General features: G+C 72.1%; 26 protein-coding genes and 1 pseudogene. 14 read left to right on the top strand and 13 right to left on the bottom strand.

Translation table 11 applies throughout. The features are described from left to right. Positions 1-216: 216 nt before the first annotated feature. The 8 genes from LO772_RS33005 to LO772_RS32970 all read left to right on the top strand — a co-directional run bounded on the left by LO772_RS33005 (position 217) and on the right by LO772_RS32970 (position 7,901). Positions 217-801 (top strand): RNA polymerase sigma factor, encoded by a 585-nt coding sequence (locus tag LO772_RS33005; RefSeq protein WP_443089479.1) that lies wholly within the window; start codon positions 217-219, stop codon positions 799-801. Continuing rightward, positions 792-1,532, top strand: coding sequence for a hypothetical protein (locus LO772_RS33000; RefSeq protein WP_231775699.1), 741 nt, complete (start codon positions 792-794; stop codon positions 1,530-1,532). Before LO772_RS33005 ends, LO772_RS33000 begins: the two co-directional genes overlap by 10 nt. Then, complete coding sequence (locus LO772_RS32995; RefSeq protein ID WP_231775698.1) at positions 1,529-1,915, top strand: hypothetical protein; 387 nt, start codon at positions 1,529-1,531, stop codon at positions 1,913-1,915. The genes LO772_RS33000 and LO772_RS32995 overlap by 4 nt, the downstream gene beginning before the upstream one ends. Positions 1,916-2,069: 154 nt before the next feature. Then, positions 2,070-2,591, top strand: coding sequence for an Asp23/Gls24 family envelope stress response protein (locus tag LO772_RS32990; protein WP_231775697.1), 522 nt, complete (start codon positions 2,070-2,072; stop codon positions 2,589-2,591). Between the two features lie 296 nt (positions 2,592-2,887). Next, on the top strand, positions 2,888-3,313 hold the full coding sequence (locus LO772_RS32985; RefSeq protein WP_231775696.1) for an OsmC family peroxiredoxin: 426 nt from the start codon (positions 2,888-2,890) through the stop codon (positions 3,311-3,313). A gap of 336 nt (positions 3,314-3,649) precedes the next feature. Beyond that, entirely contained in the window at positions 3,650-6,121 is a 2,472-nt protein-coding gene (locus LO772_RS32980; RefSeq protein ID WP_231775695.1) for a S8 family peptidase, read from the top strand. A gap of 301 nt (positions 6,122-6,422) precedes the next feature. Continuing rightward, the gene (locus LO772_RS32975; RefSeq protein WP_231775694.1) at positions 6,423-6,845 is read left to right on the top strand and encodes a winged helix-turn-helix transcriptional regulator; all 423 of its coding nucleotides are present in this window, start codon (positions 6,423-6,425) and stop codon (positions 6,843-6,845) included. Positions 6,846-6,872: 27 nt separating this feature from the next. Next, positions 6,873-7,901 (top strand): nitronate monooxygenase, encoded by a 1,029-nt coding sequence (locus tag LO772_RS32970; protein ID WP_231775693.1) that lies wholly within the window; start codon positions 6,873-6,875, stop codon positions 7,899-7,901. A gap of 201 nt (positions 7,902-8,102) precedes the next feature. Here the strand turns inward: LO772_RS32970 and rpmF are convergent, their stop codons facing one another. The 6 genes from rpmF to LO772_RS32940 are packed head-to-tail and all read right to left on the bottom strand — an operon-like array spanning position 8,103 to position 11,507. Next, the gene (rpmF, locus tag LO772_RS32965; RefSeq protein WP_231775692.1) at positions 8,103-8,273 is read right to left on the bottom strand and encodes a 50S ribosomal protein L32; all 171 of its coding nucleotides are present in this window, start codon (positions 8,271-8,273) and stop codon (positions 8,103-8,105) included. Positions 8,274-8,314: 41 nt separating this feature from the next. Then, positions 8,315-8,620: a 30S ribosomal protein S14 gene (rpsN, locus tag LO772_RS32960; protein ID WP_231775691.1), complete on the bottom strand. Its 306-nt coding sequence runs from the start codon at positions 8,618-8,620 to the stop codon at positions 8,315-8,317. After that, positions 8,620-8,856, bottom strand: coding sequence for a 50S ribosomal protein L28 (gene rpmB / locus LO772_RS32955; protein ID WP_231775690.1), 237 nt, complete (start codon positions 8,854-8,856; stop codon positions 8,620-8,622). The genes rpsN and rpmB overlap by 1 nt, the downstream gene beginning before the upstream one ends. A 47-nt stretch (positions 8,857-8,903) precedes the next feature. Further along, positions 8,904-10,058 (bottom strand): GTP-binding protein, encoded by a 1,155-nt coding sequence (locus tag LO772_RS32950; RefSeq protein WP_231775689.1) that lies wholly within the window; start codon positions 10,056-10,058, stop codon positions 8,904-8,906. After that, positions 10,055-10,315 (bottom strand): 30S ribosomal protein S18, encoded by a 261-nt coding sequence (gene rpsR / locus LO772_RS32945; RefSeq protein ID WP_231775688.1) that lies wholly within the window; start codon positions 10,313-10,315, stop codon positions 10,055-10,057. The genes LO772_RS32950 and rpsR overlap by 4 nt, the downstream gene beginning before the upstream one ends. Before the next feature lie 34 nt (positions 10,316-10,349). After that, positions 10,350-11,507: a GTP-binding protein gene (locus LO772_RS32940; RefSeq protein ID WP_231775687.1), complete on the bottom strand. Its 1,158-nt coding sequence runs from the start codon at positions 11,505-11,507 to the stop codon at positions 10,350-10,352. Between the two features lie 126 nt (positions 11,508-11,633). Here LO772_RS32940 and rpmG point away from each other — a divergent pair, with 126 nt between their 5' ends. Together rpmG and LO772_RS32930 are read left to right on the top strand one after the other, a co-directional pair. Continuing rightward, complete coding sequence (gene rpmG, locus LO772_RS32935; protein ID WP_231775686.1) at positions 11,634-11,798, top strand: 50S ribosomal protein L33; 165 nt, start codon at positions 11,634-11,636, stop codon at positions 11,796-11,798. 113 nt (positions 11,799-11,911) lie between these two features. Beyond that, positions 11,912-13,729, top strand: a complete 1,818-nt coding sequence (locus LO772_RS32930; RefSeq protein WP_443089478.1) for a phosphatidylglycerol lysyltransferase domain-containing protein — start codon at positions 11,912-11,914, stop codon at positions 13,727-13,729. A 24-nt stretch (positions 13,730-13,753) separates the two neighbouring features. On the opposite strand, the gene LO772_RS32925 is transcribed toward LO772_RS32930, so the two are convergent. Together LO772_RS32925 and LO772_RS32920 are read right to left on the bottom strand one after the other, a co-directional pair. Next, entirely contained in the window at positions 13,754-14,479 is a 726-nt protein-coding gene (locus LO772_RS32925) for a hypothetical protein (RefSeq protein ID WP_231775685.1), read from the bottom strand. 250 nt (positions 14,480-14,729) lie between these two features. Continuing rightward, positions 14,730-15,632, bottom strand: a complete 903-nt coding sequence (locus LO772_RS32920; RefSeq protein ID WP_231775684.1) for a LysR family transcriptional regulator — start codon at positions 15,630-15,632, stop codon at positions 14,730-14,732. Between the two features lie 212 nt (positions 15,633-15,844). On the opposite strand from LO772_RS32920, the gene LO772_RS32915 reads away from it, so the two are divergent. After that, on the top strand, positions 15,845-17,260 hold the full coding sequence (locus LO772_RS32915) for an MFS transporter (RefSeq protein ID WP_231779799.1): 1,416 nt from the start codon (positions 15,845-15,847) through the stop codon (positions 17,258-17,260). A gap of 168 nt (positions 17,261-17,428) precedes the next feature. Here the strand turns inward: LO772_RS32915 and LO772_RS32910 are convergent. From LO772_RS32910 to LO772_RS32900, 3 genes and pseudogenes are all read right to left on the bottom strand, one after another. Then, positions 17,429-17,731 (bottom strand): annotated as a pseudogene (locus LO772_RS32910) (MarR family winged helix-turn-helix transcriptional regulator); the annotation flags it as partial. 175 nt (positions 17,732-17,906) lie between these two features. Further along, on the bottom strand, positions 17,907-18,416 hold the full coding sequence (locus tag LO772_RS32905; RefSeq protein ID WP_231775683.1) for a hypothetical protein: 510 nt from the start codon (positions 18,414-18,416) through the stop codon (positions 17,907-17,909). 68 nt (positions 18,417-18,484) lie between these two features. Next, a complete protein-coding gene (locus tag LO772_RS32900; RefSeq protein ID WP_231775682.1) occupies positions 18,485-20,020 on the bottom strand; it encodes an alkaline phosphatase in 1,536 nt (511 codons plus the stop codon). Between the two features lie 605 nt (positions 20,021-20,625). Here LO772_RS32900 and LO772_RS32895 point away from each other — a divergent pair. Next, complete coding sequence (locus tag LO772_RS32895; protein ID WP_231775681.1) at positions 20,626-21,204, top strand: TerD family protein; 579 nt, start codon at positions 20,626-20,628, stop codon at positions 21,202-21,204. Positions 21,205-21,270: 66 nt separating this feature from the next. Here LO772_RS32895 and LO772_RS32890 read toward each other — a convergent pair whose 3' ends face one another. Continuing rightward, entirely contained in the window at positions 21,271-22,101 is an 831-nt protein-coding gene (locus LO772_RS32890) for an ion transporter (RefSeq protein ID WP_231775680.1), read from the bottom strand. A gap of 380 nt (positions 22,102-22,481) precedes the next feature. On the opposite strand from LO772_RS32890, the gene LO772_RS32885 reads away from it, so the two are divergent. Further along, entirely contained in the window at positions 22,482-23,273 is a 792-nt protein-coding gene (locus LO772_RS32885; protein ID WP_231775679.1) for an alpha/beta fold hydrolase, read from the top strand. A 209-nt stretch (positions 23,274-23,482) separates the two neighbouring features. On the opposite strand, the gene LO772_RS32880 is transcribed toward LO772_RS32885, so the two are convergent. Continuing rightward, positions 23,483-24,313: an NmrA family NAD(P)-binding protein gene (locus LO772_RS32880; protein ID WP_231775678.1), complete on the bottom strand. Its 831-nt coding sequence runs from the start codon at positions 24,311-24,313 to the stop codon at positions 23,483-23,485. 497 nt (positions 24,314-24,810) lie between these two features. Between LO772_RS32880 and LO772_RS32875 the strand changes: the two genes are divergently transcribed. After that, positions 24,811-26,208 (top strand): ABC transporter substrate-binding protein, encoded by a 1,398-nt coding sequence (locus LO772_RS32875; protein WP_231775677.1) that lies wholly within the window; start codon positions 24,811-24,813, stop codon positions 26,206-26,208. The last annotated feature ends 23 nt before the right edge of the window (positions 26,209-26,231 follow it).

Raw genomic sequence — 26,231 nt, 5'->3', positions numbered from 1 at the left:
GAAACTCCTGCGGGTCGCGGTGGCAGGCCGTGATCGTAGGCAGCAATTTCGCGGCTCACTATGACTTTTGGGCGCCATCGGACAATCCGGAAACGATTCGTTCGCGGCGCGTTCACAAGTGGACGGACGGGCCCGGAGAGCGTGCGCGGTGGCGTAGGCTGCCAGCTCGCGTCGGGACATCGGAGACGGATGCAGGGCGACACCGCGGAGGCCCCGGTGCCGGGGAACGGTCCTCCACCGGAAGGGCCGACGGTGGATTCGGCGACCCCCGAGCCGCTGCTCGTCGCGCGGGCGGCGGAGGGCGACGACGCGGCGTTCGAAGTTCTCGTCCGTCGGCACGCCCCCCGGTTGCTCGCGCTGGCGACCCGCCTGCTCGGAAGTGCCGGCGAGGCGGAGGACGCGGTCCAGGACACCTTGGTGACGGCGTGGCGGCGGCTGCCCGAGTTCCGCGCCGAAGCGGCGTTCGGGACCTGGCTGTTCCGGATCACCACGAACCGGTGCCTCAACATCCTGCGGTCCCGCCCCGCGACCCGTCCGCTCGACACGGCCCCGGAACCGCCCACGGCCGCCCCGGCGGACGACCCCCAGCGGGCGGCCGAGTCGGCGGCGTCCGCGAAGGCACTCGGGGAGGCCCTGGCCACCCTCACGGCGGAGCAGAGGGCATGCTGGGTACTACGAGAACTGCACGGAATGGCGTACGAGGAGATCGCCGATGTCGTCGGTATCGCCGAACCAGCGGTCCGGGGCCGCCTGTTCCGTGCCCGGCGGAGCCTGATGGAGGCGATGCGGGCATGGCGCTAGAACCACCGCGGTTTCCCGGTGACGACGACGCGGACGACGAGATGCTGCCGTGCGGTGCCTCGCTCGCCGACATCTGGGACTCCGGCCGACCGGTCCCGGGCCACGGCGACTGCCCGCATTGCCGCGGAGCCGTCGCGGACGTCGACGCGCTGCACGACCTGGTCGCGCAGGCCGTGGCCCCGGACCCCGAGGGCACCGGAGGCGCCGGCGGTCTCGCGGGGCACGCCGATTTCAGCGCCCGGGTGATGGACGTCGTCCGCACCGAACTCCGCCCCGGACCGCTGGTGCCGCTCACGGCACCCGAGGACGATCACCCGCGGGTCCGCGACGGCGAGGCCGACGGCCGGACGTCCGAGGACGCCGGGTTCGGCGGCATGGCCGATGGCGACTGGATCTCCGAGGCCGCCGCGGCACGCGTGTTGCGTGCCGCCGCCGAGTGCGAGCGGGGTGTCTCGGCCGGCAGCTGCCGCATCCGGCCGCTCGCCGCCCCGGACGACCGTCCCGTCCGCACCGCCCGACTGCCGCGTGAGCCGCTGCGCGTACGGATCGAGATCGCGGTGGACTCCGCGGCGCATCTGTCCGACACCGCCGAGCGGGTGCGCGGGCGGGTCGCGCGGGCGGCGGACCGCGACATCGGCCTCGACGTCACGGCGGTCGACGTCGCGGTGGTGGCCCTGCGCGACGCGTCGACGCCTGTATCCCCGCACAGGATCAGGAGGACCCTCCGTTGACCGCGCACCGTGTCCGGGCCCCCGCGACGGCACTCCCGCAGCGCACGCTCGCGCTGGCCGCGGCCGAGACCGTCCGGCACGTCCCCGGAGTCGCCTACCTCAGCCCCGGTACGCGCGGTGGCGGCGCCCGGCATCACGACCCCGCCGCCGGGGTCACCGTCACGGCCAGGGCCGCGGGCTGGCACGTCCGCGTCCACGTGGCGCTGTTCGCGGGGCGACGGGCCGCGAGCGTGGCGCGGGACGTCCGGGGCGCTCTGACCGAGGAACTGTCCTCCCGGGCCGCCGCATTCGACCACGACGGCGACGGGCCCGCGGACACCCCGTCGGCGCGTGTGACCGTGACCGTCGTCGTCACCGCGGTCCTCCCGCAGCCGCCGCTCTGACGCGTGACCCACAGACTGCCTCGTGAGAGCGGCCTTCGGGGGACGTGAAAAAACTCGGAAAACAGCGTGAGGATCGCGCGACGGATGTGTCGAAGAGGTGTCGGAAGCGAACGACCGGGCCGGGAAACGGCCCGACACACTCGGGAGGACCACCGTGAGCACCGCGACGAAGACCAAGACCGAGACCGCCACCGCGACCACGCCGAACGCCCGCCGCGCGGACGAGAGTCACGACGGCGAGACGGCCGTCGCCGAGACCGGCACCGACATGGCGATCGTGCCGCAGGCGGGACCGGCCGACCGGGGCCGCACGTCGATCGCCGACCCCGTGGTCGGGAAGATCGCCGGCATGGCCGCGCGCGAGGTCCCCGGCGTCCACGCCTTCGGCGGCGGCCTCACCCGGGCCCTGGGCGCGGTCCGCGACCGCGTCCCCGGCGGACGGCCCAGCGTCACCCGCGGCGTCAAGGTCGAGGTCGGCGAGCGGCAGACCGCGATCGACCTGGAGATCGTCGTCGAGTACGGCGTCGCCATCGCCGAACTCGCGTACGAGGTACGCGAGAACGTCATCTCCGCCGTCGAGCGCATGACCGCGCTGGAGGTCGTCGAGGTCAACATCGCCGTCACGGACATTCACATCTCCGGCGACGACGACAACACCGGCACCCGCGTCGAGTAGCGGCAACTCGCGTACGGCTCCGGGGAGTCGCGGACCACCGCGGCTCCCCGCCGCCGCGCGGCACCGGAGGGCGGACACGTGCGTCCGTCCCCCGCGCGGACAGCCCGAACGAGCCGGGCGTGCCCCTTTGACGGGTTGGTCGTTTGCAGGGACGTAGTGGCAATTCCGACAGTGAGGCAGGTAAGGGGCACCGCCGCCGTCCGAAGCCGCGTCCGCACACGGGCCGAGTTTGTCGGGCGGGGCGTTCCCTTGATCGGCCGATCAGCAGCGCATCCCTCGAAAGTGATGGTCTCGCCATGGCAACCACCCGCACCGCACGCACAGCCTGGGACGGCAACCTCGTCGAGGGGAGCGGCCTGGTCACCTTCGCCTCGTCGGGGATCGGCGAGTACCCGGTGTCGTGGCCGGCCCGCGCGGAGGCCCCGAACGGCAAGACCAGCCCGGAGGAGTTGATCGCCGCCGCCCATTCCAGCTGCTATTCCATGGCTCTCGCGCACGCCCTGACCGGCGCCGGCACCCCGCCCACCAAGCTCGACACCCAAGCGGACGTCACCTTCCAGCCGGGGACCGGCATCACCGGCATCCATCTGACGGTCGTCGGCCACGTGCCCGGAGCGGACGAAGCAGGCTTCGCGAGGGCCGCCGCGGACGCCAAGGCCAACTGCCCGGTGAGCAAGGCCCTTTCCGGGACCGAGATCACCCTCACCGCGAACCTCGCCTGAGCCGAGCCAAGCCGCGACCGCGGCGAAGCGGGCGGGTCGGCGGGCCCCTCGCGGCCGTCGCACCGCCGACGGCCCGCGGTCGGCTTGGTGCGTCCCGCCGCGGCCGGGGACCGCGCCGGGGCCCAACGCTCCGGTCGTCGCGCTATCGTCGGCGCTCGTGACGCAGCCTGCCGAGGACAACGCCGCCACTGCTCCGCGTACTCCGTCGGCCGTGCGAGGCGGCCGATGAGCATGCCGCAGCCCCCGGGTCGACCGCCGAACCAGCCGCCGCCGGGGCCCCCGGGGCCGCCGCCGGTCCCGGGGAACCCGCCCGACAGGGGTGGGCCGCGGCGGCGGGTGTTCCTGCTGACCGCGGTGTGCGTGGTCCTCGCGGTCGTCGCGGGGGTCCTGGTCGTGGTGCTGCGTGACGACGACGGCGGCACGGAGCGGATCCGGCCCACAGACCTGCTGAGCGACAGGCAACTGGCGTTGATCCGCACGGCGGTGCCCGACCCGGCGTGCGATACGGCCACCCAGGATCCCCGGCCTGACGACCCGTCACTCGCGGCGCTCGACGTCATGCGCGTGGACGGCACCTGCCTGTCCGTGACGACCGAGTACCTGCCCGCCGCGCAGGTGCCCGCGCGGCGGGAGGCGCTGTCACGGGATCCGGCCGTCGTGGAGGCCGCGGTCTCCCCGCCGATGTCGCCGGACAGCGTGGACCTGTCGACCCAGGACGACCACCGCGACAACCAGTGGCCGCTGGACGTCCTCGGCGTACCGGAGGGCTCGACGGACCTGCCGTGGCCGGACGGCACCGGAGTGGTGGTCGCGGTCATCGACACCGGAATCGACGAGACCCACCCCGACCTCGCCGCCGCGGTGATCGGACGCCGCCATTACGCGGGCGAGGGCGCGCACGACCCGGACGGGCACGGCACGCACGTGGCCGGCATCATCGGCGCCCGCAACGGCAACGGCGGCATCACCGGGGTCGCACCCGGCGTCTCGATCCTGGACGTGCCCGTGCACTTGAAGGACGCCAACACCCAGGGGCCCACGCCGTCGGTCGGCCTGGTGTGGGCGGTCAACCACGGCGCCGACGTCGCGAACATGTCGTTGGGCGGCGCGTACCGGGACTACGACACACCCGAATACCGCGGTGATCTCACGCTCTGGGCGGCCACGATCGAGTACGCGCGCGCCGCGCAGGTGGTCCTCGTCGCCTCCGGCGGCAACTGCGGCGCCCCGCTCGCCGGAGTGCCGGACAGCCCCCAGTGCAAGACCCGCAATCAGCGGCAGGTCCCGCAGACGTTCGAGGGAGTCGTCAACGTCGGGGCGGTCGACCGCGAGCGCCAGGTCACGCAGTACTCGACCAAGCGCGACGACATCGATCTGGTCGCACCGGGCGGCAAGAACAAGGGGCCGGACTTCGCGCCCTTCAACGCCGGCAACGTCGAATCCGACGCGCCCGGCGGCGGCTTCGCACGCATCCAGGGAACATCGCAGGCGGCACCGCACGTGGCCGCCGCGGCGGCGATCGCGCGGTTCGTCCGTCCCGACGCGCGTGCCGACGAGATCGCCGCGGCGCTGACCGACAGCGCCGACATGAAGAAGCTCTACGTGCTCAGCCGCGACAAGAAGGGCAGCGGACACGGCCTGCTGAACATCCCCGGCATGATCGACCGCATCCGGGGCGGCCCGCCCGCGACCCCGCCGCCCTCGGGTCCGGCGTCCGGGGCGCCGACACCGACGGGTCCGGCCGACGACCCCGCGGCGCGCACCCAGGCCGCCTACGTCAGCGGCGACACCTTGTACGCCTACGACGGCACCACCTCCAACCCGGTGCGCCGTGTGGACCCGAAGTCCCCGGTGCGCTGGCTCACGTGGTCCGCCGATCACACCCTGCTGGTCGGCGCCGACCGGCAGACCTTGTTCTCGTGGGCCGGACCCGGCACGCAGGTGGTCGAGAAACCCTGCGACTGGTGCGACGACCCCTACAGCCGGCCCGCCCTCGTCGACGACGCCGCGGTGACCGACCCGTCCGGCGGCGCGGCCACCGGGGACCTGGTCATGCGTGTGTCGCCCGACGGCACCCTGACCCGGTACAACGCCCACACGCTGGACGAGATCGGCTCCACCCCCGTGGCGTTCCCCGGCGGCTGGGCCGGCAACGTGACACTGCACGGCAGCGTCGGCGGGAAGCTGCTGGTGGACACGTCCGGCGGAGCGCACGGCCTGAACGTCCTGTGGCTGGTCGACCCCGTCTCGGGCCAGGCCGGGCCGTCGCACGAGGACGTCGGCCCGGTGCTCGGCGACGTCGGGGAGGCCGGTGTCGGGGACTCCGGCGACGTCGCGGTCTCCGCCGACGGCACCAAGGTGGCTCTCGCCAGCGGCTATGCCAGTTGCGGGACGCCCGACGCGATCTACGTCCTGGCCGGTGGCGACCTCAAGGAGATCGCCGGCCCGAGGCCGGTGCCGGGGCTCCATGTGGACGAACTGTTCTTCAACGGCGGCAGCCTGTTCGCGACCATGTCGTCGTTCACGGCGGCGGCCCCGGGGCGTCCCTGCGCCAAGGCGGCCCCGGCGGGCCTGTGGCAGCTCAACGGCACCACCTGGCAGCGCGTCGACGAGAAGATGACCACCGGACGCCCCCTCGAAGGCCGTGCCGGCACCATGGCCACCGGCTGGCTCACCGTCCGCGCCACCGACGCGAGGCTCGAACCCGCCACGTCCACCGACCTCGACGAAGGCGACCTCGGCACGGTCACCAGCCGAGTCTGGGCCACCCCACCCCGCACCGAAGTCCCCGTCCCCCCGCCCCGATGACCCCCCGGACGAGCGCGACCGCGGGCTGACGACCCGGCCGGTCCGGGTCCGATCGCGCCTGTCGGCCGCGGCGGACGGGGGCGACGCGGGCGACTCCGACAACGCGCGGCGCTGTGTGCCGGGCGGCGTGGCCCCCGGCGGTCTCGGCGCGCGGTCTCGTGGTGGGGCTCCCAGGTTCGCGGTCGGCCCGTCGGGCCCGGTCGCCTCACTTACCATCAGGAAGAAACGTGCGGGCCCGGGCATCCATCCCGCCTCCGCATACGCACGTCACGTCACCTGGTACCACGGGAGGAAGCACCACATGGATGCCGCCCTGCGCGCGGACCTCGCCTCGCGAGGCGTCTCGCCGGAGTGCCAGGAAACCATCGAGCTGGTCCGGGACGTGCTCACGCGCGTCGGCGACAAGTGGACGATCCTGGTGATCGGCGCACTCGCCCCGGGGCCGCTGCGGTTCACCGCCCTGCACCGGCAGATCGCCGGTATCTCCCACCGGATGCTGAGCCAGACGCTTCGCTCGCTGACCCGCGACGGCCTGGTGACCCGGACCGCCCACGCCGAGATGCCGCCTCGCGTGGAGTACGCGCTCACACCTCTCGGCCGCTCACTCGACGCCGCCGTGGCCGGTGTCGTGCGGTGGGTCCAGGAGAATCAGTCTCAGGTCGTCCACAACCGCGGCGAGTTCGACCGGGACGAGTCCGCCCGAGGCGGGTCGTCCTCGGCCTGACGAGCCGTACCCACCCAAGGAGTTGCCGTGCGCAGACTGTCGGCGGACCTCGGCGCGGATCTTCCGGTCATCGCGGCCCCGATGGCCGGCGGGCCGAGTACGCCCGCGCTCGTCACGGCCGCCGCCCGGGCGGGCGGGCTGGGCTTTCTGGCCGGCGGCTACAAGACCGGCCCGGCTCTCGCCGAGCAGATCCACACCGCACAGGCGGCGGGCGTCGCGTTCGGCGTGAACCTCTTCGCGCCTCATCCCGTCCCCGTGTCCGGCCCGGCATACCGCGCGTACGCGCACGCGATCCGGGCCGAGGCCGACCGCCTCGGAGTCGACCTTCCCGAGGAGCCGGTCGAGGACGACGACCACTGGGCGGACAAGGTCGACCTGCTCACCTCCACCCCCGTCCCCTGGGTGTCCTTCACGTTCGGCATCCCGGACCGTGCGGTCGTCGACGCGCTCCGCAGGGCGGGGAGCACGCTGCTGCAGTGCGTCACCTCGGCCGACGAGGCGCGCCGGGCGGTGGAGTCGGGCGCGGACGCGCTGATCGTGCAGGCTCCGGATGCCGGCGGCCACTCCGCCACCCTCACCCCCGCACAGCCGCCCGCACCGGTCCGGCTGCCCGACCTGGTCGCCGCCGTACGCCACGCGGTCACCGTGCCGGTCGTCGCCGCCGGGGGAATCGGCGGCTCGGCGGACGTCGCGGCGGCGCTGCGCGCGGGGGCGGAAGCCGCGATGGTCGGCACCGTCCTGCTGCGGACGCACGAGAGCGGGGCGTCCGCACCCCACAAGGACGCCCTGGCCGACCCCGCGTTCACGACGACCACCGTCACCCGGGCCTTCACGGGACGCCCCGCACGGGCCCTGCGCAACGAGTTCATCGATCGGTACGACCCCGTCGCCCCCGCGGGCTACCCCGCGCTGCACCACCTCACGGCCCCGCTCCGCAAGGCCGCCACCGCGGCGGGCGACACCGGGCTGATCCATCTGTGGGCCGGGACCAACTACCGGCAGGCGAGGACCGAGTCCGTCGCCGACACGTTCGCGCGGCTCGCCGACCGGCTGTGAGCGGTACGGTGCCGAGGACGGCGCGACGGTCCGTGCGGGCGGCCCGGACTCGGTGCTCGCCCCGGTCACCACGCCGTCCGATCGTGCCAACTCCCGCGACGTCGCCTCCGGTTGCGCACGGTCGGCGATGGACGGATCGAACGCGGAGTCGGCCGCGCGGCGGCTCGCGTGCCTGGTGCGTGCCGCCGCGCGGGGTGCGGGTCAGGCGCCGGGGTGGATCAGTCCGCGCTGGTAGGCGCGGACGAGTCGGCGCGGAACGAGGTGTTCGCGTCCGTCGATCGTGGTCGGGACCAGGTCGGGCCGGGTCGCCTTCCACTGGGCGCGGCGGCTGCGGGTGTTGCCGCGTGACATGCGGCGCTTGGGAACGGCCATGGGTGTACGGCTCCTTCAGGGGGGTCGGGGCGGGGCGTCGGCTACCAGCTCGCCTTGCGGACACCGGGCAGGAACCCGGCGTGGGCTTGTTCGCGGAACCGCACGCGGGACAGGCCGAAAGTGCGCAGGTGGCCGCGGGGACGGCCGTCGACCGTGTCGCGGTTGCGCAGCCGCGTGGCGCTCGCGTCGCGCGGCTGGCGGCGCAATTCCCGGAGGGCGGCGGCGCGTTCGGCGTCGGTGGAGTGGGGGCTGCGGAGTGTTTCCTTGAGTGCGGCGCGGCGTTCGGCGTACCGGGCCACGGTCGCGCGGCGCTGGTCGTTCTTGGCGATCTTGCTCTTCTTGGCCATCAGATCTTCTCCCCCCGGGCGCGGATCGCGGCGACGACGGCTTCGATGCCGCGGCGGTCGACGGTCTTGATGCCTTTCGCGCTGAGGGTGAGGGTCACGTACCGGCCTTCCGTCGGCAGCCAGTAGCGCTTGCGCTGGATGTTGGGGTCGAAGCGGCGCCGGGTACGGCGGTGCGAGTGCGAGATCGTGTTGCCGAACGACGGTTTCCTGCCGGTCACTTGGCAATGGGCGGACATCGTGTGCCTTTCGTGCGGAGAGGTCGCCGGTCGGAGGACGCGGCGGTTCAGGCGTGGGCGTGCGCGGGGCCGTCCCACGCGGGAAAGGGGTCGTGCTCGGGACCGGGACGGGCCTCGCGGGGGTCGAGCAGGCACCCGGCCAGTGCCGCGTGGAGGCGTTCGGGACGCAAGTCGGTGCCGATGAAGACGAGTTCCTGCCCCGCGGGGACGTCGGGGTCGTCGGTGCCGACCGGTTCGAAGCGCGCGACGGGCCCGGCCTGCGACCACAGTCCGGTGACGGTCGGGCGGGTGGCGAGGCGGAAGAAGCCCTTGGACCGGATGACGTCCCCGAAGCGGCCGTCGCCGAGTTCCCCGTTCACCAGGTCCCACAGTCGGCCGGGGTGGAAGGGGCGCGGGTCGCGGAAGACCGTGCTGGTGATGCCGTATTCCTCGGTTTCGGGCAGGTGCGGGTCCCCGTTGAGTTCCGCGATCCAGCCCGGTGCCTGTTCGGCCTTGGCCACATCGAACAGGCCGGTGCCGAGCACGTGGCCCAGAGGGACGCCGCCGTGGTCGCCGCGGATGACGTGGGCCGACGGGTTGAGCCTGCGGAGCGTGGCGTGGAGGCGCTGCTCGCGTGCGGGATCGACGAGGTCGGTTTTCGACACGACGATGACGTCGGCGAACTCGACCTGGTCGATGAGCAGGTCGCCGACCGTGCGGTCGTCGTCCTCGTACGCGGACAGGCCGCGTTCGGCCAGGTCGTCACCGGAGGCGACGTCGACGGGGAAGGCGGACGCGTCGACGACGGTGACCATCGTGTCCAGCCGCGCGACCGCGGTCAGGTCGGCGCCGTCGTCGCGGGCGAACGAGAACGTCGCGGCGACCGGCATCGGCTCGGAGACGCCGGTGGATTCGATCAGCAGGTAGTCGAACCGGCCGGCCCGGCCCAGTCGCGCGACCTCGTCGAGCAGGTCCTCGCGCAGCGTGCAGCAGATGCATCCGTTGGTCATCTCGACCAGGCGCTCGTCGGTGCGTGTCAGCGCACCGGAGCCGGCCACGAGCGCGGCGTCGATGTTCACCTCGCTCATGTCGTTGACGATGACCGCGACCCGGAGCCCGTCGGTGTTGCGCAGCACGTGGTTCAGCAGCGTGGTCTTGCCGGCGCCGAGGAACCCGGACAACACGGTCACCGGCAGCCGGGGGTCGCCGTTCGTCCCGGTCATCGCTTCGCCCGGGCGGCGTCGGCGGGCTTGGCGGCGTACGGCAGGAGCGCCATCTCCCGGGCGTTCTTGACGGCGCGGGCGACGTCGCGCTGCTGTCGGACGGTCAGTCCGGTCACGCGGCGGCTGCGGATCTTGCCGCGGTCGGAGATGAACCGTCGCAGCAGGTCCGTGTCCTTGTAGTCGACGGAGGTGATGCCCGCGGCGTCGAGCGGGTTTCTGCGGGGCTTGTGGCGGGGCGGGGCTCCGTGGCGGGGCATGGTGTGTGTCTCCTCGCGGTGGTCGGGTCGGGGGTCAGGCGGCGACGCCGTCGAGGAACTCCGCGAACGGGTCCGCGAAGGTCCGCCAGTGCTCGGGACCGCGGGCGTACTCGTCGTCGGTCAGCAGGCAGGAGTCCAGGAGTTCGAACAGCGGCTCGCGGTCGAGATCGGGCGCGATGAAGCACACGTGCTGGCCGCGGTCGCCGTGCGCCGGGTCCCAGTCGACGGCCGCCGCTGCCTGCCGCAGGGGAGGCATCGCGTCCCACTCCCGGTCGGTGAGCGACGCGAGCCAGCGCCCCGCCGACTCGACGGACAGGGTCCCGCCGGCGGCCTCCCACACCAGCAGGTCGTCGGGACGGCAGGCCAGCCACACGCGCCCCCGGCTGCGCAGCGCGGCCGGGACGACGTCGGCGAGGGCGTCGTACAGGCGTCCGGGATGGGCGGGCCGGCGGCGGCGCCATACCGCCGAGACCATGCCGGAGTCGTTGCCGTCGGAGGGCAGCCGCGCGCACGCGGGGTGGACGCGGGCCGCGGCGCGCTCGATGTCGAACTCCGCGGTGGTCAGCGACGCGAGCCCTCGGGCGTGGAGCGGCAGGAGGGTGGCCTGGGGGTGCATGAGGCGCATGAGCGCCAATCCGGCGGCGTCCGCGTCGTCACGGACCGGCGGATGGGCGAGCACGGTCGCGTACTCCACCTGGCGGGCCAGTACCTCGGCGACGGTGCCCTGGTCGTCGGGCGACGCGGCGAGCCCCCGTTCGGCCAGGTCGACCGGGCGTGCCAGGTCCTCGACGAGGCACCCGGGGGCGACCGCGGTGATCACCGCGGCCAGGCGGAGGCCGTCGCCGGCGGCGGCGATGGCCTCGGCCGCCTCCTGGGGCTCGACGTTGTCCCATGCCTCGACCACGCCGAGCCGGACGCCTCGGTCGACGGCGAGGCGGCGCAGCCTGGGCAGCACGTCCTCGCGTATCCCGCAGCAGGCGCAGTCGTTGGCCGTCGGCAGCCGCACGCGCTCCAGGACGCCGGACGCGTCCCGGACGGTCAGCTCGACACGGCCGAGGGCGTCCCGGACGAGTCGCTGGTGCGCCAGGACGCTTCCGGGCACGGCGGCGAGCAGCCGATTCCCGGCGGCGTGTCGGACATCGGCGTGGAGGCCGGTCAGCAGAACGACCGGCAGGGGCGGCTCGGGAGGCATCGGGAACCCTCGCGTAGATGGCAATGATTTTCATGACCGTACACGAGGCCGCCGCCTATGCATAACGACAATCATTACCGATAAGCTCTCGTGCGAAGCACCCCTCGACCCCCTGGAGGCACACCCATGGCACGCAACGAGGTACGCCCGGTCATCAAACTCCGCTCCACGGCGGGCACCGGCTACACGTACGTCACCCGCAAAAACCGCCGCAACAACCCCGACCGCCTCGAACTGCGCAAGTACGACCCCATCGCGCGCCGCCACGTCCCCTTCCGCGAGGAACGCTGACCCCAACACGACAACCCGGCCCCGCCGACCGCGCCCGGCCCCTGCCCGGTCGGAGCCTGCGTGACGCGTTGTCGGCCGGGGCCGTACGCTCTGGCTTCGTGAGAGACACCAACGTGAGCGGCGCGTCCCTGCGGGCCAGACTGGCATCCGTTTCGTACGGATGGGTGCCCGCGACGGCCGGCTTCCTGTGCCTGCTCGCGGGGGCGCTGGACATCGTCGGCGCGATCTTCCCGCACATGCGCCGCGGGCGGATCCACACGCTGACGGTGGCGCTGCCCGGCGCGGTCTCGACGTTGGCGACCGCGGCCTCGCTCATCACCGGCGTCCTGATGGTCATGCTCGCGCACGCCCTGCGCCGCCGGAAGCGCCGTGCGTGGCGGGCGGTCGTCGTGCTGCTGCCCGTGGGCGCGGTGTTGCAGGCGCTGCGCTGGCACGAGCACGGCCCGGCGGTCATCACCGTGGTGCTCTTCGTCCTGCTCCTGGTCGCCCGCAGGCAGTTCTACGCGCTGTCGGACCCGCGCACCCGACGGCGTGCGGTGTGGAACTTCCTCGCTCTGGGCGTCTTCAGCGTCGGAGCGGGGCTGCTGATCCTCGGCGCCCACCCGAAGACGGAGATCGGCGACCCGAGTTGGGCCGACCGTCTGAGACACGTCGCGTACGGCCTGGTGGGGATCGAGGGGCCGGTGCACTATGCGAGCGACCGCACCGCCGACCTGGTGTACTTCTCGCTCGCCGGGCTCGGCCTGCTGACGGCGTGCACCACCATCTATCTCGCGCTGCGCCCGTCCGTCCTGTCCCCGCATCTCGGCGAGGAGGACGAGCGGCGCCTCCGCGCCCTTCTGGAGCGGCACGGCCGGCAGGACTCGCTGGGCTACTTCGCGCTGCGTCGCGACAAGAACGTCATATTCTCCGCGTCCGGCAAGGCCGCCGTCGCCTACCGGGTGGTCTCCGGCGTGATGCTCGCGAGCGGCGACCCGATCGGCGACGTGGAGGCCTGGCCCGGGGCGATCCGGGAGTTCATGGAGACCGCCGCCCGGCACGCCTGGGTCCCCGCGGTGATGGGCTGCAGCGAGACCGGCGGCGAGGTGTGGACCCGCGAGGCCGGCCTCGCCGCGCTGGAGATCGGCGACGAGGCCATCGTCGACACGAAGGAATTCACCCTCCAGGGGCGGGCGATGCGCAACGTCCGCCAGATGGTCAACCGCATCGAGCGAGCCGGCTACACGTGCCGGATGCGCCGCGTACGGGACCTGCCCGACGCGGAGAAGGCCGAGATCCGGCACGCGGCCGACTCCTGGCGCGGCACCGAGACCGAGCGCGGGTTCTCCATGGCGCTCGGCCGCTTCGGCGACGCCACGGACGGCGACTGCGTCGTCGTCACCGCCCACAAGATGCCGGACACCGACGACGACCCACACGACAGCGGGATCCGCGCGATCCTGCACTTCGTGCCCTGGGGCCCGGACGGAATATCCCTGGACCTGATGCGCCGCGACCGCGAGGCCGACCCGGGCCTGAACGAACTCCTCATCGTGCACGCCCTGCGGCAGGCCCCGGAGCACGGCATCAGCACGGTCTCGCTGAACTTCGCCATGTTCCGCGCGGCACTGGCACGCGGCGAACGCCTCGGCGCCGGCCCGGTCCTGCGCGTCTGGCGCGGCCTTCTGCTGTTCCTGTCCCGCTGGTTCCAGATCGAATCGCTGTACAAGTTCAACGGAAAGTTCCAGCCCCGGTGGGAACCGCGGTTCCTGGTCTACCCCACCGCCCGCGACCTGCCGCGCATCAGCGTCGCCGCACTCCAGGCGGAGGCGTTCCTCACCCTCTCCTGGCCCACCCCGCGGTGGCCCGGGAAGCGCGACCGCACGCCCACCGACGCCCCCGTGGTGGCCGAGACGCCCCCGGCGGCCACCACGCGCACACCCGCACCGTGACCGCCCCGGCCGTCCCCACGGATCTCACCGGACGGCGGCGTTGCCCGCGGCCACCGGGAACTCACGGCCGTGGAGCAACCCGAGGACGATCGCGGCGGCCACGGCGATCAGGTGCTCGCGGCCCGCGAGGTTGGGCACCGCGATCGATTCCCACACCATCGATCCTCCGGTCAGCACGAAGACGACGGGAGCCCGCCGTACGACGGAGAGATAGGTGAACAGACCCACCACCGCCGCCGACGGACCGGTGTCGAGCACCTGGCCGGCCTCGGGCGGCAGCCCCAATCCCCACCAGCCGGGCCCGAGCGCGATCATCACGCGCACGGTGAGTGTCCCGGCCAGTGTCGTCACGTAGGCGACGACCAGGGTCCGGAACCGGCCGAGCGTGAGTTCGGCGAGCGCGAAAGCCAGGAACAACTGGGTGATACCCGCCCACACCGGAAGGTCGAGGGCCGGGACGTACAACGACACCGGACTGCGCAACAGGGCCAACCACAGCGGCAGATCCGCGGTGACGCCCCCGAGTCGCCGCACCACCACCGCACCCGTCGGGTGCTGCGCCAGGCTGTGGAAGAAGATGACGCCGAATGCCGCCACGCACGCCAGCGTCAGGGCGGACGGCCCGCGTCGTACCAGCTGCCGCACCGGATCGGTGACAATGGCATGCCACTCGTCACGCAGCGCGCGCCCCACGAACCACGCGACACCCGACACCCGAGACCGCCGCTCCCCGACGCTCTTCTCACTCATTCGTACGGCGGCCCATCTCCCCAACACCCCACACAGTCGTAGAGATGCTACGAACCGATCAGGCCGCCACCTTCGCCCGGGTCGCGCCCCCGCCCACCCACCACAGCCCTACCGCCAACCCGACCACGGATATGGCGCCGGGGGGAGCGACGTCGCGGGCGGCCGTCGGTGGAGGCCACGGCATCGTTCGGGGGGTGAGACGTCGCCGGTTGGGGAGGGGGTGCCGGGGTTGGCGGTGCGGCGGTGCGGGTCAGGGGCTCGTGGTCGGCTGTCGGGCGACCTGGGCCGTCGTCTCGGCGAACAGGCGTATCGCGTCGGTGATTTCGGCGGCGCGCCAGACCATGCCGTAGGCGACCGGCGCCGCGTCGGCGAAGGGAACGAACGCGATCCCGGGCCGGGCGAAGTAGGACCCGGCATGGGCCGGGGCGAGGAGCGCGCCCTTGCCCGCCCCGACCATCGTCAGCGCCTCCTGCATGTTGGTGACCACGGGGCCGCGGGCGATGGCGCGACCGCTCGGCGTCCGGGTCGGGGCGCGGTGTTCGCGCCAGGGGGCGGGGACGTCGCCCGCGGCGGTCAGCAGGGACACCGCGGCGAGGTCTTCGAAAGTCACCTCCGTACGGGCGGCGAGCGGGTGGCCGGCGGGGACCGCGAGCACCCGGCCCTCGGACACCAGCGGCGGTCCGTGGCCGAGGTCCGGTTCGCCGAGCGGAAGTTCGGTGATCTGGACGTCGAACTCCCCCGACCGGAGCGAGCCGAAGGGGTCCGCGAACGGCACCTCGCAGATTTCGACGGCGAGTTCCGGGTGTGTGGTCCGCAGGACCTCGGCGGCCTCCAGCGCCATCTCGGCGATCGGCGGTGTCGCGAACCCCACGTGCAGCACGGTGTCGATGCCGCGCGCGCTCGTCCGGGCCCGCCGGACCGCCGCTTGCATGGCGGAGTGCAGCGGGCTCAGGTCGTCGCGGAGCTGTCTGCCGATCGCCGTCAGCCCCACCCTGCGGCTGGTCCGCGCGAACAGCGGTGCGCCGATGCGGCGTTCCAGCCGGTTGATCAGCTGGCTGACCCGGGACCGGGAGAGTCGCATGCGCTCGGCGGTGCGGCCGAAGTGGAGTTCCTCGGCCAGGATGAGGAAGCAGTCCAGTTCATCGCGTTCCATCCCTGTTCCCTCGGATCGTCGGGGGCGCGTGCGGCCGTGCGCGGAATCGTGCAGTCAGGCTGCATGAACGGTGAGGCCTTCGCCGTTGTTCCGGTTTCCGGCCTGAATCAGGGTTGCTCGTGAGGCGCGAGCCTCCGATTCCCCGAGTGAGGCAGGATCCGATGAAGACAAGTGCACCCGAGTCGCCGACGGACGAGGGCGGTGTCGGCGCGATGAGCGCCCGCGAGTGGGCCGTGCTGCTCGTGCTGTGCGGCGCGATCTTCCTGGAGGGCATCGACGTGGCGATGCTCAACGTCGTGCTGCCGGCCATCCGCGCGGACTTGGGTATGTCCACCGCGCAACTCCAGTGGGTGATGAGTGCGTACGTACTCGGCTACGGCGGTTTCATGCTGCTCGGCGGCCGGGCCGCGGACCTCTTCGGCCGCCGGCAGATGTTCGTGTTCTGGCTCGCCGTTTTCCTGGTCTTCTCCGGCCTCGGCGGATTCGCCACCGAGGGCTGGATGCTGATCGTGGCCCGTTTCATGACGGGCGTCTCCGCCGCGTTCATGACGCCCGCCGGATTGTCGATCATCACGACCGGGTTCGCGGAAGGCCCGCGGCGCAACAAGGCCCTGCTGATCTACTCCGGCACCGCCGCGGGCGGCTTCTCGATCGGGCTGGTCGTCGGCGGACTGCTCACCTCGCTGGGCTGGCGCTGGGTGTTCTTCGCGCCGGTGGTGTTGTCGGGCCTGATCCTCGTCGCCGCGCTGGCGGTGGTTCCCCGTTCCCCGCGCCCCGACCGCACCGGACAGGGATTCGACATCCTCGGCGGGCTGACGGTGACCGCGGCCATCGTGCTGATCGTGCTGGGGGTCGAACAGGCCGCGCACGCTGCGGCGGGCCGGACGGTCGCCGTTCTCGCGGCGGGCGTGGTCCTGCTGGTGGCGTTCGTGGTGATCGAGCGGCGCTCCGCGGAGCCGCTGATACGCCTCGGCATCCTGCGCGATCCCGGCCTCGTGCGGGCCAACCTGGCGGGGCTGCTCTTCGCCGGCGCGTTCTTCGGCTTCCAGTTCATCGTGGTGCTCTACCTCCAGGAATTGCGCGACTGGTCGACGCTTCAGACCAGCTTCGCGATGACCGTCATCGGCATCGACGCGATCCTCTCGCCGACGCTCACCCCCAAACTGGTGGAACGTTTCGGCAACGCCCGGGTCGTCTTCGGGGGCCTCCTCCTCGCGACCGCGGCCTACGCGCTGTTCCTGCCCGTGGGAATCGACTGGACATACCTGGTGATGCTGCCCAGCCTGTTGCTGCTCGGCCTGGCGTTCGCCCTCACGTACGGACCGCTCACGATCGCCGCGACCGACGGCGTCGACGAGGCCGAGCAGGGCCTGGCCGGCGGACTGCTGTACACGTCCTTCCAGTTCGGCGCGGCGCTCGGCCTCTCGGCCGTGACCGCGGTCAACGTCGCGGCCACCGACGCGAGCACACCCGGCGCGGTGTTGGGCGGCTACCGGGCCGCACTGCTGGTGCCGCTGTGCGCGGCGGTGGTCGCGGCGGCGGTGACCGCGTTCGGACTGCGCTCCCCGACGCGCGCCGCACCCGCCGAGCAGGCCCCGGACACCGCGGAGGCGTCCGCCCTCCGATAACGACCAAAGCACCTGGATTCGCTCCCGCCCACCGACCGGGCGAACCAGCCCCCGAGGCCGCCGAACATTCGCCGTCGCGAGGCGTGGTCGGGCCGGAGGAAACGCGCGCGGTTGTCCGGTTCGTGGTTGCCGCCACCTCGCGGGCTTCCGACGCGTGGGCGGACGGTCTCAGCGCGGTGCGAGGAGTTTGGCGAGCAGGGCGGTCAGGTGGGCGCGTTCGGGCTCGTCCAGCGGTGCGAAGACGTCGTCGAGATGGTCGGCCACTCCGGCCTCCAGGCCACGCAGAGCGTCGCGTCCTCGGTCGGTGAGGGAGACCGCGTAGGCCCGCCGGTCCTCGGGGTTGCGTTCGCGGCGGACGCTCCCGTCGCGTTCCAACTCCTCGCACAGGCCGACCATCACGCTGCGGTCGATGCGGAGCTCTTCCGCAAGGGTCTGCTGTGCGCAGGGGCCCACGGCCGCCAGCATCTTGAGGACGAGGTGCTGGCCTCCTCGCGCCGATCGGACTCCTCGCCCTCCGCGGCTGCCCGACGTGCTGGGCGCTCGGCCTGATCCGGACGGTCTCCCGGGGCCGCGTGCGACGCACGTGCTCCGACGGCCGCTGCGAACCCAAGGCCGGGCGCCGCGCCCTGACCGGTGATCAGGCGCGCTATTCGTTGACCAGCACCGGGACCGAGACCAGGGCCGTCACCGGGGTGCCGCTCAGCCCGGTCGCGGGGATCGTGAAGTCGATGCCCTCGTGTTCCGCGGCTGCGGTTTCGGCGGTGTGCGCGTGCCCCTCCTCCTGGTACTCGAAGCTCGTCGTGCCCACCAACCGGCCGCGGTCGTCGTAGTACGCGGCGCGCAGTTCCAACGCGATCACGTCACTGACGTCGGAGGTGACGACCATGTGGCCGGTGACCGACGGTTCACCGGTGAGGGTGAGTCCGGTGATGCTCAGCCGATCGGTGAACGGCCCCTGTTCGAGCCGGACTTCCCCGGGTGTGGGCGGCGTGTCCAGGAAGGGCGCGGCCGACGGGGCCGAGCGCGGCGCGGGCAGCGAAGGCTGCGGCACGCTCGCGGGGGCGGCGCTCTTCGACGATGAGCTGCAGGCGCCGGCCGATGCCAGCAGGACGGCCGACACCGCGGCGGCGACCGTCGTACGGACGAAGGTGTTCATCGTCGTCCTCCTCGGGACGGGCGAGGAGGCCGGGAGCCGCGCGGCTCCCGGCCTCGCGATCCTGGGGATCAGGTGCGGTGCGGGTCGCGGCCGAACAGCGAGCGGTACATCTTTCCGTACAGCTCGGTGTTGTTCTGGCTGGCCGCGAACTTCTCGCCGGTCGGGCCGTACGCGTAGATCGGGACGTCCGCGCCGGTGTGGTTGCCCGACAGGTAGGTGAGCCAGAGGCTCGCCTCGGGGCTGCCGTCCTTGACGTCGGCCGGGTCGTCCGCCGTGCGGAACGTGGCGGGAGCGAAGTTCTTGGCGTCGCCCGCGCCCGTGCCGTTGACGATGCCGGACGAGCGCGCCGGGTCCTTCGCGCCCGAAGTCGGCCGGGACGGCGTGGAGTTGTTCGCCGGGTTGCCGGCGTCCACGTTCGTCGGCGGCGCGACCGCCTCGGCGTTGGTGTAGGTGCCGTTCTCGATGATGTTGAAGCCGGCGCACTCGTGGTCCGCGGTGACGATCACCAGCGTGTGGCCGTCCTTGCGGGCGAACTCGTACGCCGCCTTGACCGCGTCGTCGAACGCCTTGATCTCGTCGAGCGTCTGCGCCGCGTCGTTGGCGTGCGAGCGCTTGTCGATCTGGGCGCCCTCGACCTGGAGGAAGAAGCCCTTCTTGGAGGAGTTCTTGAGCAGGTCGATGGACTTCGTGGTCATGTCCGCGAGCGTCGGCTCCCGCTTCTCCGGCGCACCGGCCGCCGACTGGGCCTTGGCCTGCTCGACAGTCAGGTTGCCGCGGTTGAACAGGCCCACGACCTTGCCGCCGCGTGCCTTGTCCAAGTCGGCCTTCGTGGCCACTTTCTGGCTGGCGGCGGTCTGGGCGGGCAGCGACGGGTCGCCGAAGCTGCCGAGCACCGTGTAGCCCTGCGCCTCAAGGGCCTTCTGGTCGTCCGGCTCGAACCGGGCCAGGCCGCCGCCGAGGACCACGTCGGCGGTACCGTTGCGGGCGATCTGCTCGGCGATCGGGGTGATCAGCGTCTTGTCCGCGGGCGGCGCCTCGTACGTGCCGTCGGCGTTCTTGGGCAGGCACGACGCGTCGGAGTAGGTCGGCCCCTGGCATCCGCGCAGCAGCGCGTGGCTGAACTGCGCGGCCGGGGTCGCGTCGGTGATCTCGGCGGTCGACACGTTGCCGGTGGCGTAGCCGGCCTGCTTGGCCTGCTCCATCAGCGTCACGGTCTTCTTCTCGTACGCGTCGACGCCGATCGCCGCGTTGTACGTCTTGACGCCCGATGACCACGCGGTCGCGGCGCTGGCCGAGTCGGTGACCAGCGCGGGCTTGTCGCTGCCCTTCTCCACCGCGTAGGTGGCGACCGCGCCGGTGTACTGGAGTTGCTCCATCGCGAGCTTGCCGGCCGCGCCGTAGAAGCGCTCCCGCCCGGCCGTGACGTGCGTACGCCCCATGCCGTCGCCGAGGAGGTAGATCACATTGCGGACGTCTTTGCCCTGGTTGCCCTGGTTGCCCTGGTTGCCCTGCCGCGGTGCGGCATCGGCGATCATGGCGGAGCCAAGCGTCGTGGCGCCCACCACGGTGAAGACCATCAGTGTCTGCGCGGTTCTTCTGCGCATCGGGGGATTCTCCTCAGACCGTCTCGACGCCCGCGACTCGTCGCTCGGGCCGCGCGCGCTCCCGGACCGGGCCGGGAGCCGAGACGGTAAGCGGGTCGGGTGAACGCATATCGACCACGGTGCGTCTCGCAACCAAAGCGTCGTCGCAGGGGCGGCGTTCCCCGTGGTCACCCCATGGAAATTCAGAAGTTGCGCAACTGTAGAATTTTCAGGGCCACCGGACGTGCGCGAGGAAAGGGGTGGCCATGAGCCGTGCGCGCGAGGCACACCGCGTCCGGGCGGGAGCGGGCGGACGGCCGCGCGGTGGGTCCCGTATGCCCCGGGCGACACCACCCGTGCGGACCACGACGCCGGGCAAGCCGCCCGCGGCCCCGGCCGGGCCTTCCTTGCGCAAGGGGGCAAGTAGGGTGGGCGCCGTCGGCACCGCCGTTCGTGTCCCCGTCTCCACGGAACAGGTGGAGCACACCAGGCGGGCGGTATCCGGTCGGACGACCGGTGCGCGCACGCCGGCGGCGGAAGCCGTTCCAACCCGGCCTCGCCCCGCGGAAGCGCAAGGGGCGCACCGGCCACCCCACGACCACGACCACACGAGGAGCCTCCGCACCATGGGTGTCACCCTCTCGAAGGGCGAAAACGTCGTACTGAAGCAGGACGGCACACCCCTCGCCGACGTCACCGTCGGCCTGGGCTGGGACGCTGAGCCCTCCTCGGGCCCGGACATCGACCTGGACGCCTCCGCCGTCGTCTGCGGAACCGACCTCAAGGTCGTCTCCGACGAGCACTTCGTCTTCTACAACAATCTGGTCAGTCCCGGCGGCGCGGTCCGGCACACCGGCGACAACCTGACCGGCGACGGAGACGGAGACGACGAGCAGATCCTCGTGGACCTCGACCGGCTCGGCGCGGAGATCGGCCAGGTCGTCTTCGTGGTGTCCATCCACGACGCCGAGGCGCGCGGCCAGACGTTCGGGCAAGTCGAGGACGCGTACATCCGCGTGGTCGACAACCGCACCGGCCGCGAGATGTGCCGCTACGAGCTGTCCTACGACGCCGCGGACGAGACGGCCATGGTGTTCGGCGCGCTCTACCGCCGCAACGGCGAGTGGAAGTTCCGCGCGATCGGCCAGGGCTACGCCACCGGACTCGGAGGCATCGCCGCCGAGTTCGGCGTCAACGTCGGCTGATCCCGCCGGACCCACCGCACGGCGGGAATCGCCGTGCCCGGCCGACCCGTTCGACCACCGCCGACGCTACGTGCGCCCGGTCCGCGGTCCCACCACCTCCGCGTGACCCGGCTCCCGCGGTCGGGTGTCCCGCGCACTCGCCTCCACGGCCGCCTCCAGCGCTTCGAGGGCGCCGCGCAGCTCCACGATCCTCTGCCGGATCTCGTCCGGATCCGACGGGTGCGCGGCCGGGGTGGTCCGCTGCGGCCTCTCCGACGCGCGGGCGTCCTCAAGCGAGGTGATCACGACACCGATCAGCAGGTTGACCAGGAGGAACGAACTGATGAGAACGTACGATCCGAAGTAGAGGACGGTCCAGCGCGAGACTTCGAGCCCCTCGCGGACCAGGTCGCCGAGCCCTTCCAACGCCATGAGGAAGAAGAGGGTGAGGCAGGCGCGGCCGAGAGAGCCATAGTGCTCGGGCAGTTCCTCGGCGAAGAGGATCCAGCCGAGCATCGCGTAGATGTAGAGGACGAGCGCGCCGACCACCAGGAAGCCGAGCGCGCCCGGCAGGCTCTTCCACGCCGCGTGGAGGATGACGCGCAGCTGGGGGAACATGCGGACGGCACGCAGCACGCGGGCAAGTCGCAGCAGCCGTAGGATCGTTGCGTTCTCCCGCACGACCGGGACGAAGGCGGCGACCACGACGACGAAGTCGAACACGTTCCAGCCGTCGCGGAGGAACCGTCCGGGGTGGTTCCCGAACGCGGCGATGCGGACGACCAGTTCGAGGGTGAAGGCGATCAGGAAGAACGTTTCCGCCATCCGGAGTTCGACGTGCCAGGCACGTGCGGTGCCCGAGTACGTCTCGACTCCCAGAACCGCGGCGTTGGCCACAATGAGGACGAACGACGCCACGGCGAAGCCGGTCGAATCACTGACACGTGCGCACCGGTCGCTCACCGAGACCCAAGCGTGCCGATGCTCGGGTAACGGGGGTTCGGTGGTCTCCGGCGGGGCGGACTCAGGGTCGGCAGCGGGCATTGCGCACCTCAAGAGAAGCGGGAAGGCTGAGCGGGCCGGCCGGGTTCCGGCGGCGTACACGGCGCTGCCCGGAAGCCTCGCGGGCCTTCGTCAAGCGCGCGGGACTTCGGGACGTCGACGCGTCCAGAGAATCTACAGGACCGTAGATACCGCCTGCTCGGGCCACCATTGCCTCGAACTCGCCGACGGCCATGACGTATTGGCCGCCACGTCGAAACCGCCGGGACAGATTCCCCGTGAGAGCAAGGAAACCGATGACACACGCGATGGCACCGGACGGAACCCGCATCGCCTACCAGCTTCATGGCCACGGAACGCCGCTGGTCCTGCTGGCGGGTCAGGCGAACAACCACCACTGGTGGGACGGGATTCGCACCGACTTCCATCCCGCCCGCAGCACCCTCACGCTCGACTACCGCGGCACCGGTGACAGCGACAAGCCCGATATCCCGTACAGCACCGAGTTGTTCGCGCAAGACGTCATCGCCGTCCTCGACGAACTCGGTATCGACCGGGCCGACGTCTACGGCACGTCCATGGGCGGACGGGTGGCCCAGCAGTTGGCGGCCCGCCACCCCGACCGGGTGGAGGCCCTGGTTCTCGGCTGCACCTCACCCGGCGGTCCGCACAGCGTCGAACGCGGCAACGACGTCCGCCGAGCCCTGGCACAACCTCGGCCCGGCGCCGCGCGGCAGGCCCTGCGGGAGCTGATGTACACGCCCCGATGGCTCGCCTCCCATCCCGGCCCGCACCACACCCTGGGCGACCCCGGCATGCCCGCCCATGCCCGGCGCCACCACTTGGCGGCCGGCAACCGGCATGACGCCTGGGACATCCTGCCGGACATCGGCGCACCCACCCTGGTCGTCCACGGAACGGACGACCTGCTCAACCCCACCGCCAACGCACACCTGCTCGCCGACCGCATCCCCGGCGCCCGACTCCATCTGATCCCCGACGCCCGGCACGCCTACTTCGAGGAGTTCCGCACCGAGGCCGGCCCGCTCGTCCTGGACTTCCTCACCACCGCGCGGAAGCCGTCCTGACAGCCGAGACCGGCCGAACCGTGGTGTCGGCGCCGCCGGCCGGGCCGATGTCCGGTGGACGCCGTGTCCTCGGGGATGTCCCGTCGGCGGACTCAGCGGACTCAGCGGACAGGCACGGCACTCCACCCGAGATCGCTCCTTCCGCGCGTCACCCGGGGGGTTCGCGCCGTCGGGCACGAACCCCCGGGGCCGTCCGGCATCGCGGGCCGTCAGTCGGCGGCGACGCCGTCCTCGCGGAACCGGGCCGCGTGTTCGGCCGCCCATTGTTCGAACGTCCTTGCCGGACGGCCGACGACCTTTTCGACGGTGTCGACGACGGTCCCGGCGGCGGCGGGCGGGTCGCCGTACCAGCCGATGACGTATTCCGCGTCCGCTGGCGACACCCCGGTGGCCGTCAGCCTGTCGATGGCCTGGGAGCGGGTGATCGGTACGAAGGCGATGTCGCGCTGGATGGCCTTCCCGAGGATGACGAGCCGTTCACGCGTGGTCAGCGACTCGGGTCCGGTGAGGTTGTACGCCCGTCCCGCGTGCCCGCCGTCGAGCAGTGCCACGGCGGCGACTTCCCCGATATCGGCCTCGTGGACAACGGCGCTGGGGATGTCGTACGGCTCGCGCACGATTCCCTCGCCCCGGATCGAGTCCACCCACGTGAGCGCGTTTGACATGAATTCCTGTGGCTCCAGGCGCGTCCACTCCACTCCCGAGTCCGCGACCGCCTGTTCGACGGGCCCCACCCAACCGCCCCACACGACGGTGATGCGCCGCACCCCCGCGTCGACGGCCCGACGCACCAACTCCGGCCCCACCTCCGCGAGTCCCGCCGTCACCGTGATGTGCAACCGGCTGACGCCGTCGAGGGCGGCGTCCAGTCCTTCCGGCTCGGTATGCGTGCCGGCCGTCAACTCCACCGCCGCGGGGAACCTCCCCACCGCCGCGGCCGGATTCCTCGTCAGCGCGCGAACGCGCTCCCCACGGCGTACGAGTTCCGCCACCACATGCCGCCCGGTGTTCCCGGTGGCGCCTGTCACGAGTGTCGTCACAGCCGAGCTCCCTTCGTCGCGACCGACACTAGAAGTTGAACTCAACTTGAGGTCAAGAAGCCGGGGTTGCCGACGACCGCCACGCGACGACGCCGCCCCACGAGCGCCGCGCCCCCGGTACGCCGCCGCAACTCCCCGCACACGTCGCACGCGTCCACGAGGCGCCCAACCGCGCGAACGACGGCCCGACAGCCCCCCGCGACGCGAAAACCGCCTTCTTGTGCCCTATTCGCCGATAAGCTAGCCTTATAGCTGCGACCTAGTAAACTATTTATCCGGTTGATGCCGGGGCCCACCCGACCGTCACACGAGTGGCCGCGCCGAAGATCCGGCTTGTACGCCCGAGGACGAACCACGAGCACAGCCAGGGTGGACCGCAGACCGTGGGCCCCGATCCACGCCGACTCCTCGCGGCACGACCGCTCGCTTGTCCGCGCCGGGTGTCTCCCCCGCCGTCGTCGTCCCCGGCGCCGGTCGTCGGATCGAGGAGGCAACCCGTGTCGAGATCCGCACGAACCACCCTCACCGCCCTGGCCGTGGCGACCGCGTTGCTCGCCGTCGGCTGCGCCGACCGGGGCGGCGGACCCGAGCCGCGCGACGGCACAGCCGCGCCGCAGCCGGGCGGCGTCACCGCGTCGTCCGACTTCGGCGACCTGAGGAACGTGTGCGGCCCCGGCAACCCGACGGGGTCGCCGGCCCAAGGCGTCTCCGCCACGAAGATCAAGGTCGGTGTGCTGTCCGACGTGGGCTTCACCAAGAACCACGAATACGAGGACGCGACCCGGGCGTTCACCGGCTGGTGCAACGACCTCGGCGGCATCGGCGGGCGCAGGATCGACGCGACCGTCCGCGACACCAAGATGCTCGAGGTCCGCCAACGGATGATCGAGGCGTGCGGCGAGGACTTCGCACTCGTCGGCGGGAGCGCCGCCCTCGACGGCACCGGCACCGACGAGCGGTTGTCCTGCCTGCTGCCCGACTTCCCCGCGCAGACGAGCCAGCGCCACAACGAGGGATCGGACCTCCAACTCACCGTCCAGGCGGGCGGCCCGTCCTACTTCCGGTACGCGGGCTTCTACACGTGGCTGGTCGAGGAGGCGTACCCCCGATCGGCGAACGCGGTCGGGATCATCGCCGGCGACTCCCCGGTCACCAAGGTCGCGATCGACACCCGGGCGGAGTTCTTCCGGTCACGCGGCACGCCCATGTCGTACACCGACCTGTACCCGGCGGCGGGCGTGTCCAACTGGACGCCCTACGCGCAGGCCATCAAGAACAAGGGGGTCAGGGGCCTGATCTGGATGGGCGACTTCCGCTCCCTGGCCAAACTGGAGCAGGAACTGACCACCATGGACTACCGCCTGGACTGGATCGACGCGAACAACAACGCCTACGGCAGACCCTTCCTGGAGGTCGCCGGCCCCGCGGTGCTCGCGGCGCAGAACAACCTGGCCGACATCGGCGGCACCCATCCCCTGGAACTCGCCGCCGACAACCGGGCCGTCCGGCACGTCGTCGACCTGTTCGCCGCGTACGCACCCGGGGCCCAGGTCACGTGGCCGGCGGTGAAGGCCTTCTCGGCCTGGCTGCTGTTCGCCAAATCGGCCGCGAGCTGCGGCGCCGACCTCACCCGCAAGTGCCTTGTCGACGCGGCGCGTTCCGAACACGCGTGGACCGGGGGCGGCCTGCAGGCACCCGTCGACCTGTCCGTCCAGGACGGCCCGGCGACGTGCATGAACATCGAGAAGGCGACTCCCGGCGGCTGGCGGCCGGCCGACTTCACCCCGAACCAGGGCGCGTACCGCTGCGGCATCCCCGCGTACAGGCTGACCGGCGACTACGGCACCCCGGGGACACTGGCCGATGTCGGAAAGAGCGCGGACGACCTCCGCTGAACCCCGGCTCCCGGCGGCCGTGG

Origin of the sequence: Yinghuangia sp. ASG 101 (genome assembly GCF_021165735.1) — a bacterium.
Classification (GTDB): domain Bacteria; phylum Actinomycetota; class Actinomycetes; order Streptomycetales; family Streptomycetaceae; genus Yinghuangia.
This window is presented reverse-complemented; position numbering and strand designations above follow the sequence as displayed.

What these genes read in the sequence shown, in the direction of transcription:
- LO772_RS32900 (WP_231775682.1), bottom strand. Translation starts at nt 20,020, where the DNA reads ATGCGCAGAAGAACCGCGCAGACACTGATGGTCTTCACCGTGGTGGGC.
- rpmF (WP_231775692.1), bottom strand. Translation starts at nt 8,273, where the DNA reads ATGGCCGTTCCCAAGCGCCGCATGTCACGCGGCAACACCCGCAGCCGC.
- rpsN (WP_231775691.1), bottom strand. Translation starts at nt 8,620, where the DNA reads ATGGCCAAGAAGAGCAAGATCGCCAAGAACGACCAGCGCCGCGCGACC.
- LO772_RS32950 (WP_231775689.1), bottom strand. Translation starts at nt 10,058, where the DNA reads ATGACCGGGACGAACGGCGACCCCCGGCTGCCGGTGACCGTGTTGTCC.
- LO772_RS32925 (WP_231775685.1), bottom strand. Translation starts at nt 14,479, where the DNA reads ATGAGTGAGAAGAGCGTCGGGGAGCGGCGGTCTCGGGTGTCGGGTGTC.
- LO772_RS33000 (WP_231775699.1), top strand. Translation starts at nt 792, where the DNA reads ATGGCGCTAGAACCACCGCGGTTTCCCGGTGACGACGACGCGGACGAC.
- rpmB (WP_231775690.1), bottom strand. Translation starts at nt 8,856, where the DNA reads ATGTCCGCCCATTGCCAAGTGACCGGCAGGAAACCGTCGTTCGGCAAC.
- rpsR (WP_231775688.1), bottom strand. Translation starts at nt 10,315, where the DNA reads ATGCCCCGCCACGGAGCCCCGCCCCGCCACAAGCCCCGCAGAAACCCG.
- rpmG (WP_231775686.1), top strand. Translation starts at nt 11,634, where the DNA reads ATGGCACGCAACGAGGTACGCCCGGTCATCAAACTCCGCTCCACGGCG.
- LO772_RS32915 (WP_231779799.1), top strand. Translation starts at nt 15,845, where the DNA reads ATGAGCGCCCGCGAGTGGGCCGTGCTGCTCGTGCTGTGCGGCGCGATC.
- LO772_RS32885 (WP_231775679.1), top strand. Translation starts at nt 22,482, where the DNA reads ATGACACACGCGATGGCACCGGACGGAACCCGCATCGCCTACCAGCTT.
- LO772_RS32920 (WP_231775684.1), bottom strand. Translation starts at nt 15,632, where the DNA reads ATGGAACGCGATGAACTGGACTGCTTCCTCATCCTGGCCGAGGAACTC.
- LO772_RS32940 (WP_231775687.1), bottom strand. Translation starts at nt 11,507, where the DNA reads ATGCCTCCCGAGCCGCCCCTGCCGGTCGTTCTGCTGACCGGCCTCCAC.
- LO772_RS32895 (WP_231775681.1), top strand. Translation starts at nt 20,626, where the DNA reads ATGGGTGTCACCCTCTCGAAGGGCGAAAACGTCGTACTGAAGCAGGAC.
- LO772_RS32985 (WP_231775696.1), top strand. Translation starts at nt 2,888, where the DNA reads ATGGCAACCACCCGCACCGCACGCACAGCCTGGGACGGCAACCTCGTC.
- LO772_RS32905 (WP_231775683.1), bottom strand. Translation starts at nt 18,416, where the DNA reads ATGAACACCTTCGTCCGTACGACGGTCGCCGCCGCGGTGTCGGCCGTC.
- LO772_RS32975 (WP_231775694.1), top strand. Translation starts at nt 6,423, where the DNA reads ATGGATGCCGCCCTGCGCGCGGACCTCGCCTCGCGAGGCGTCTCGCCG.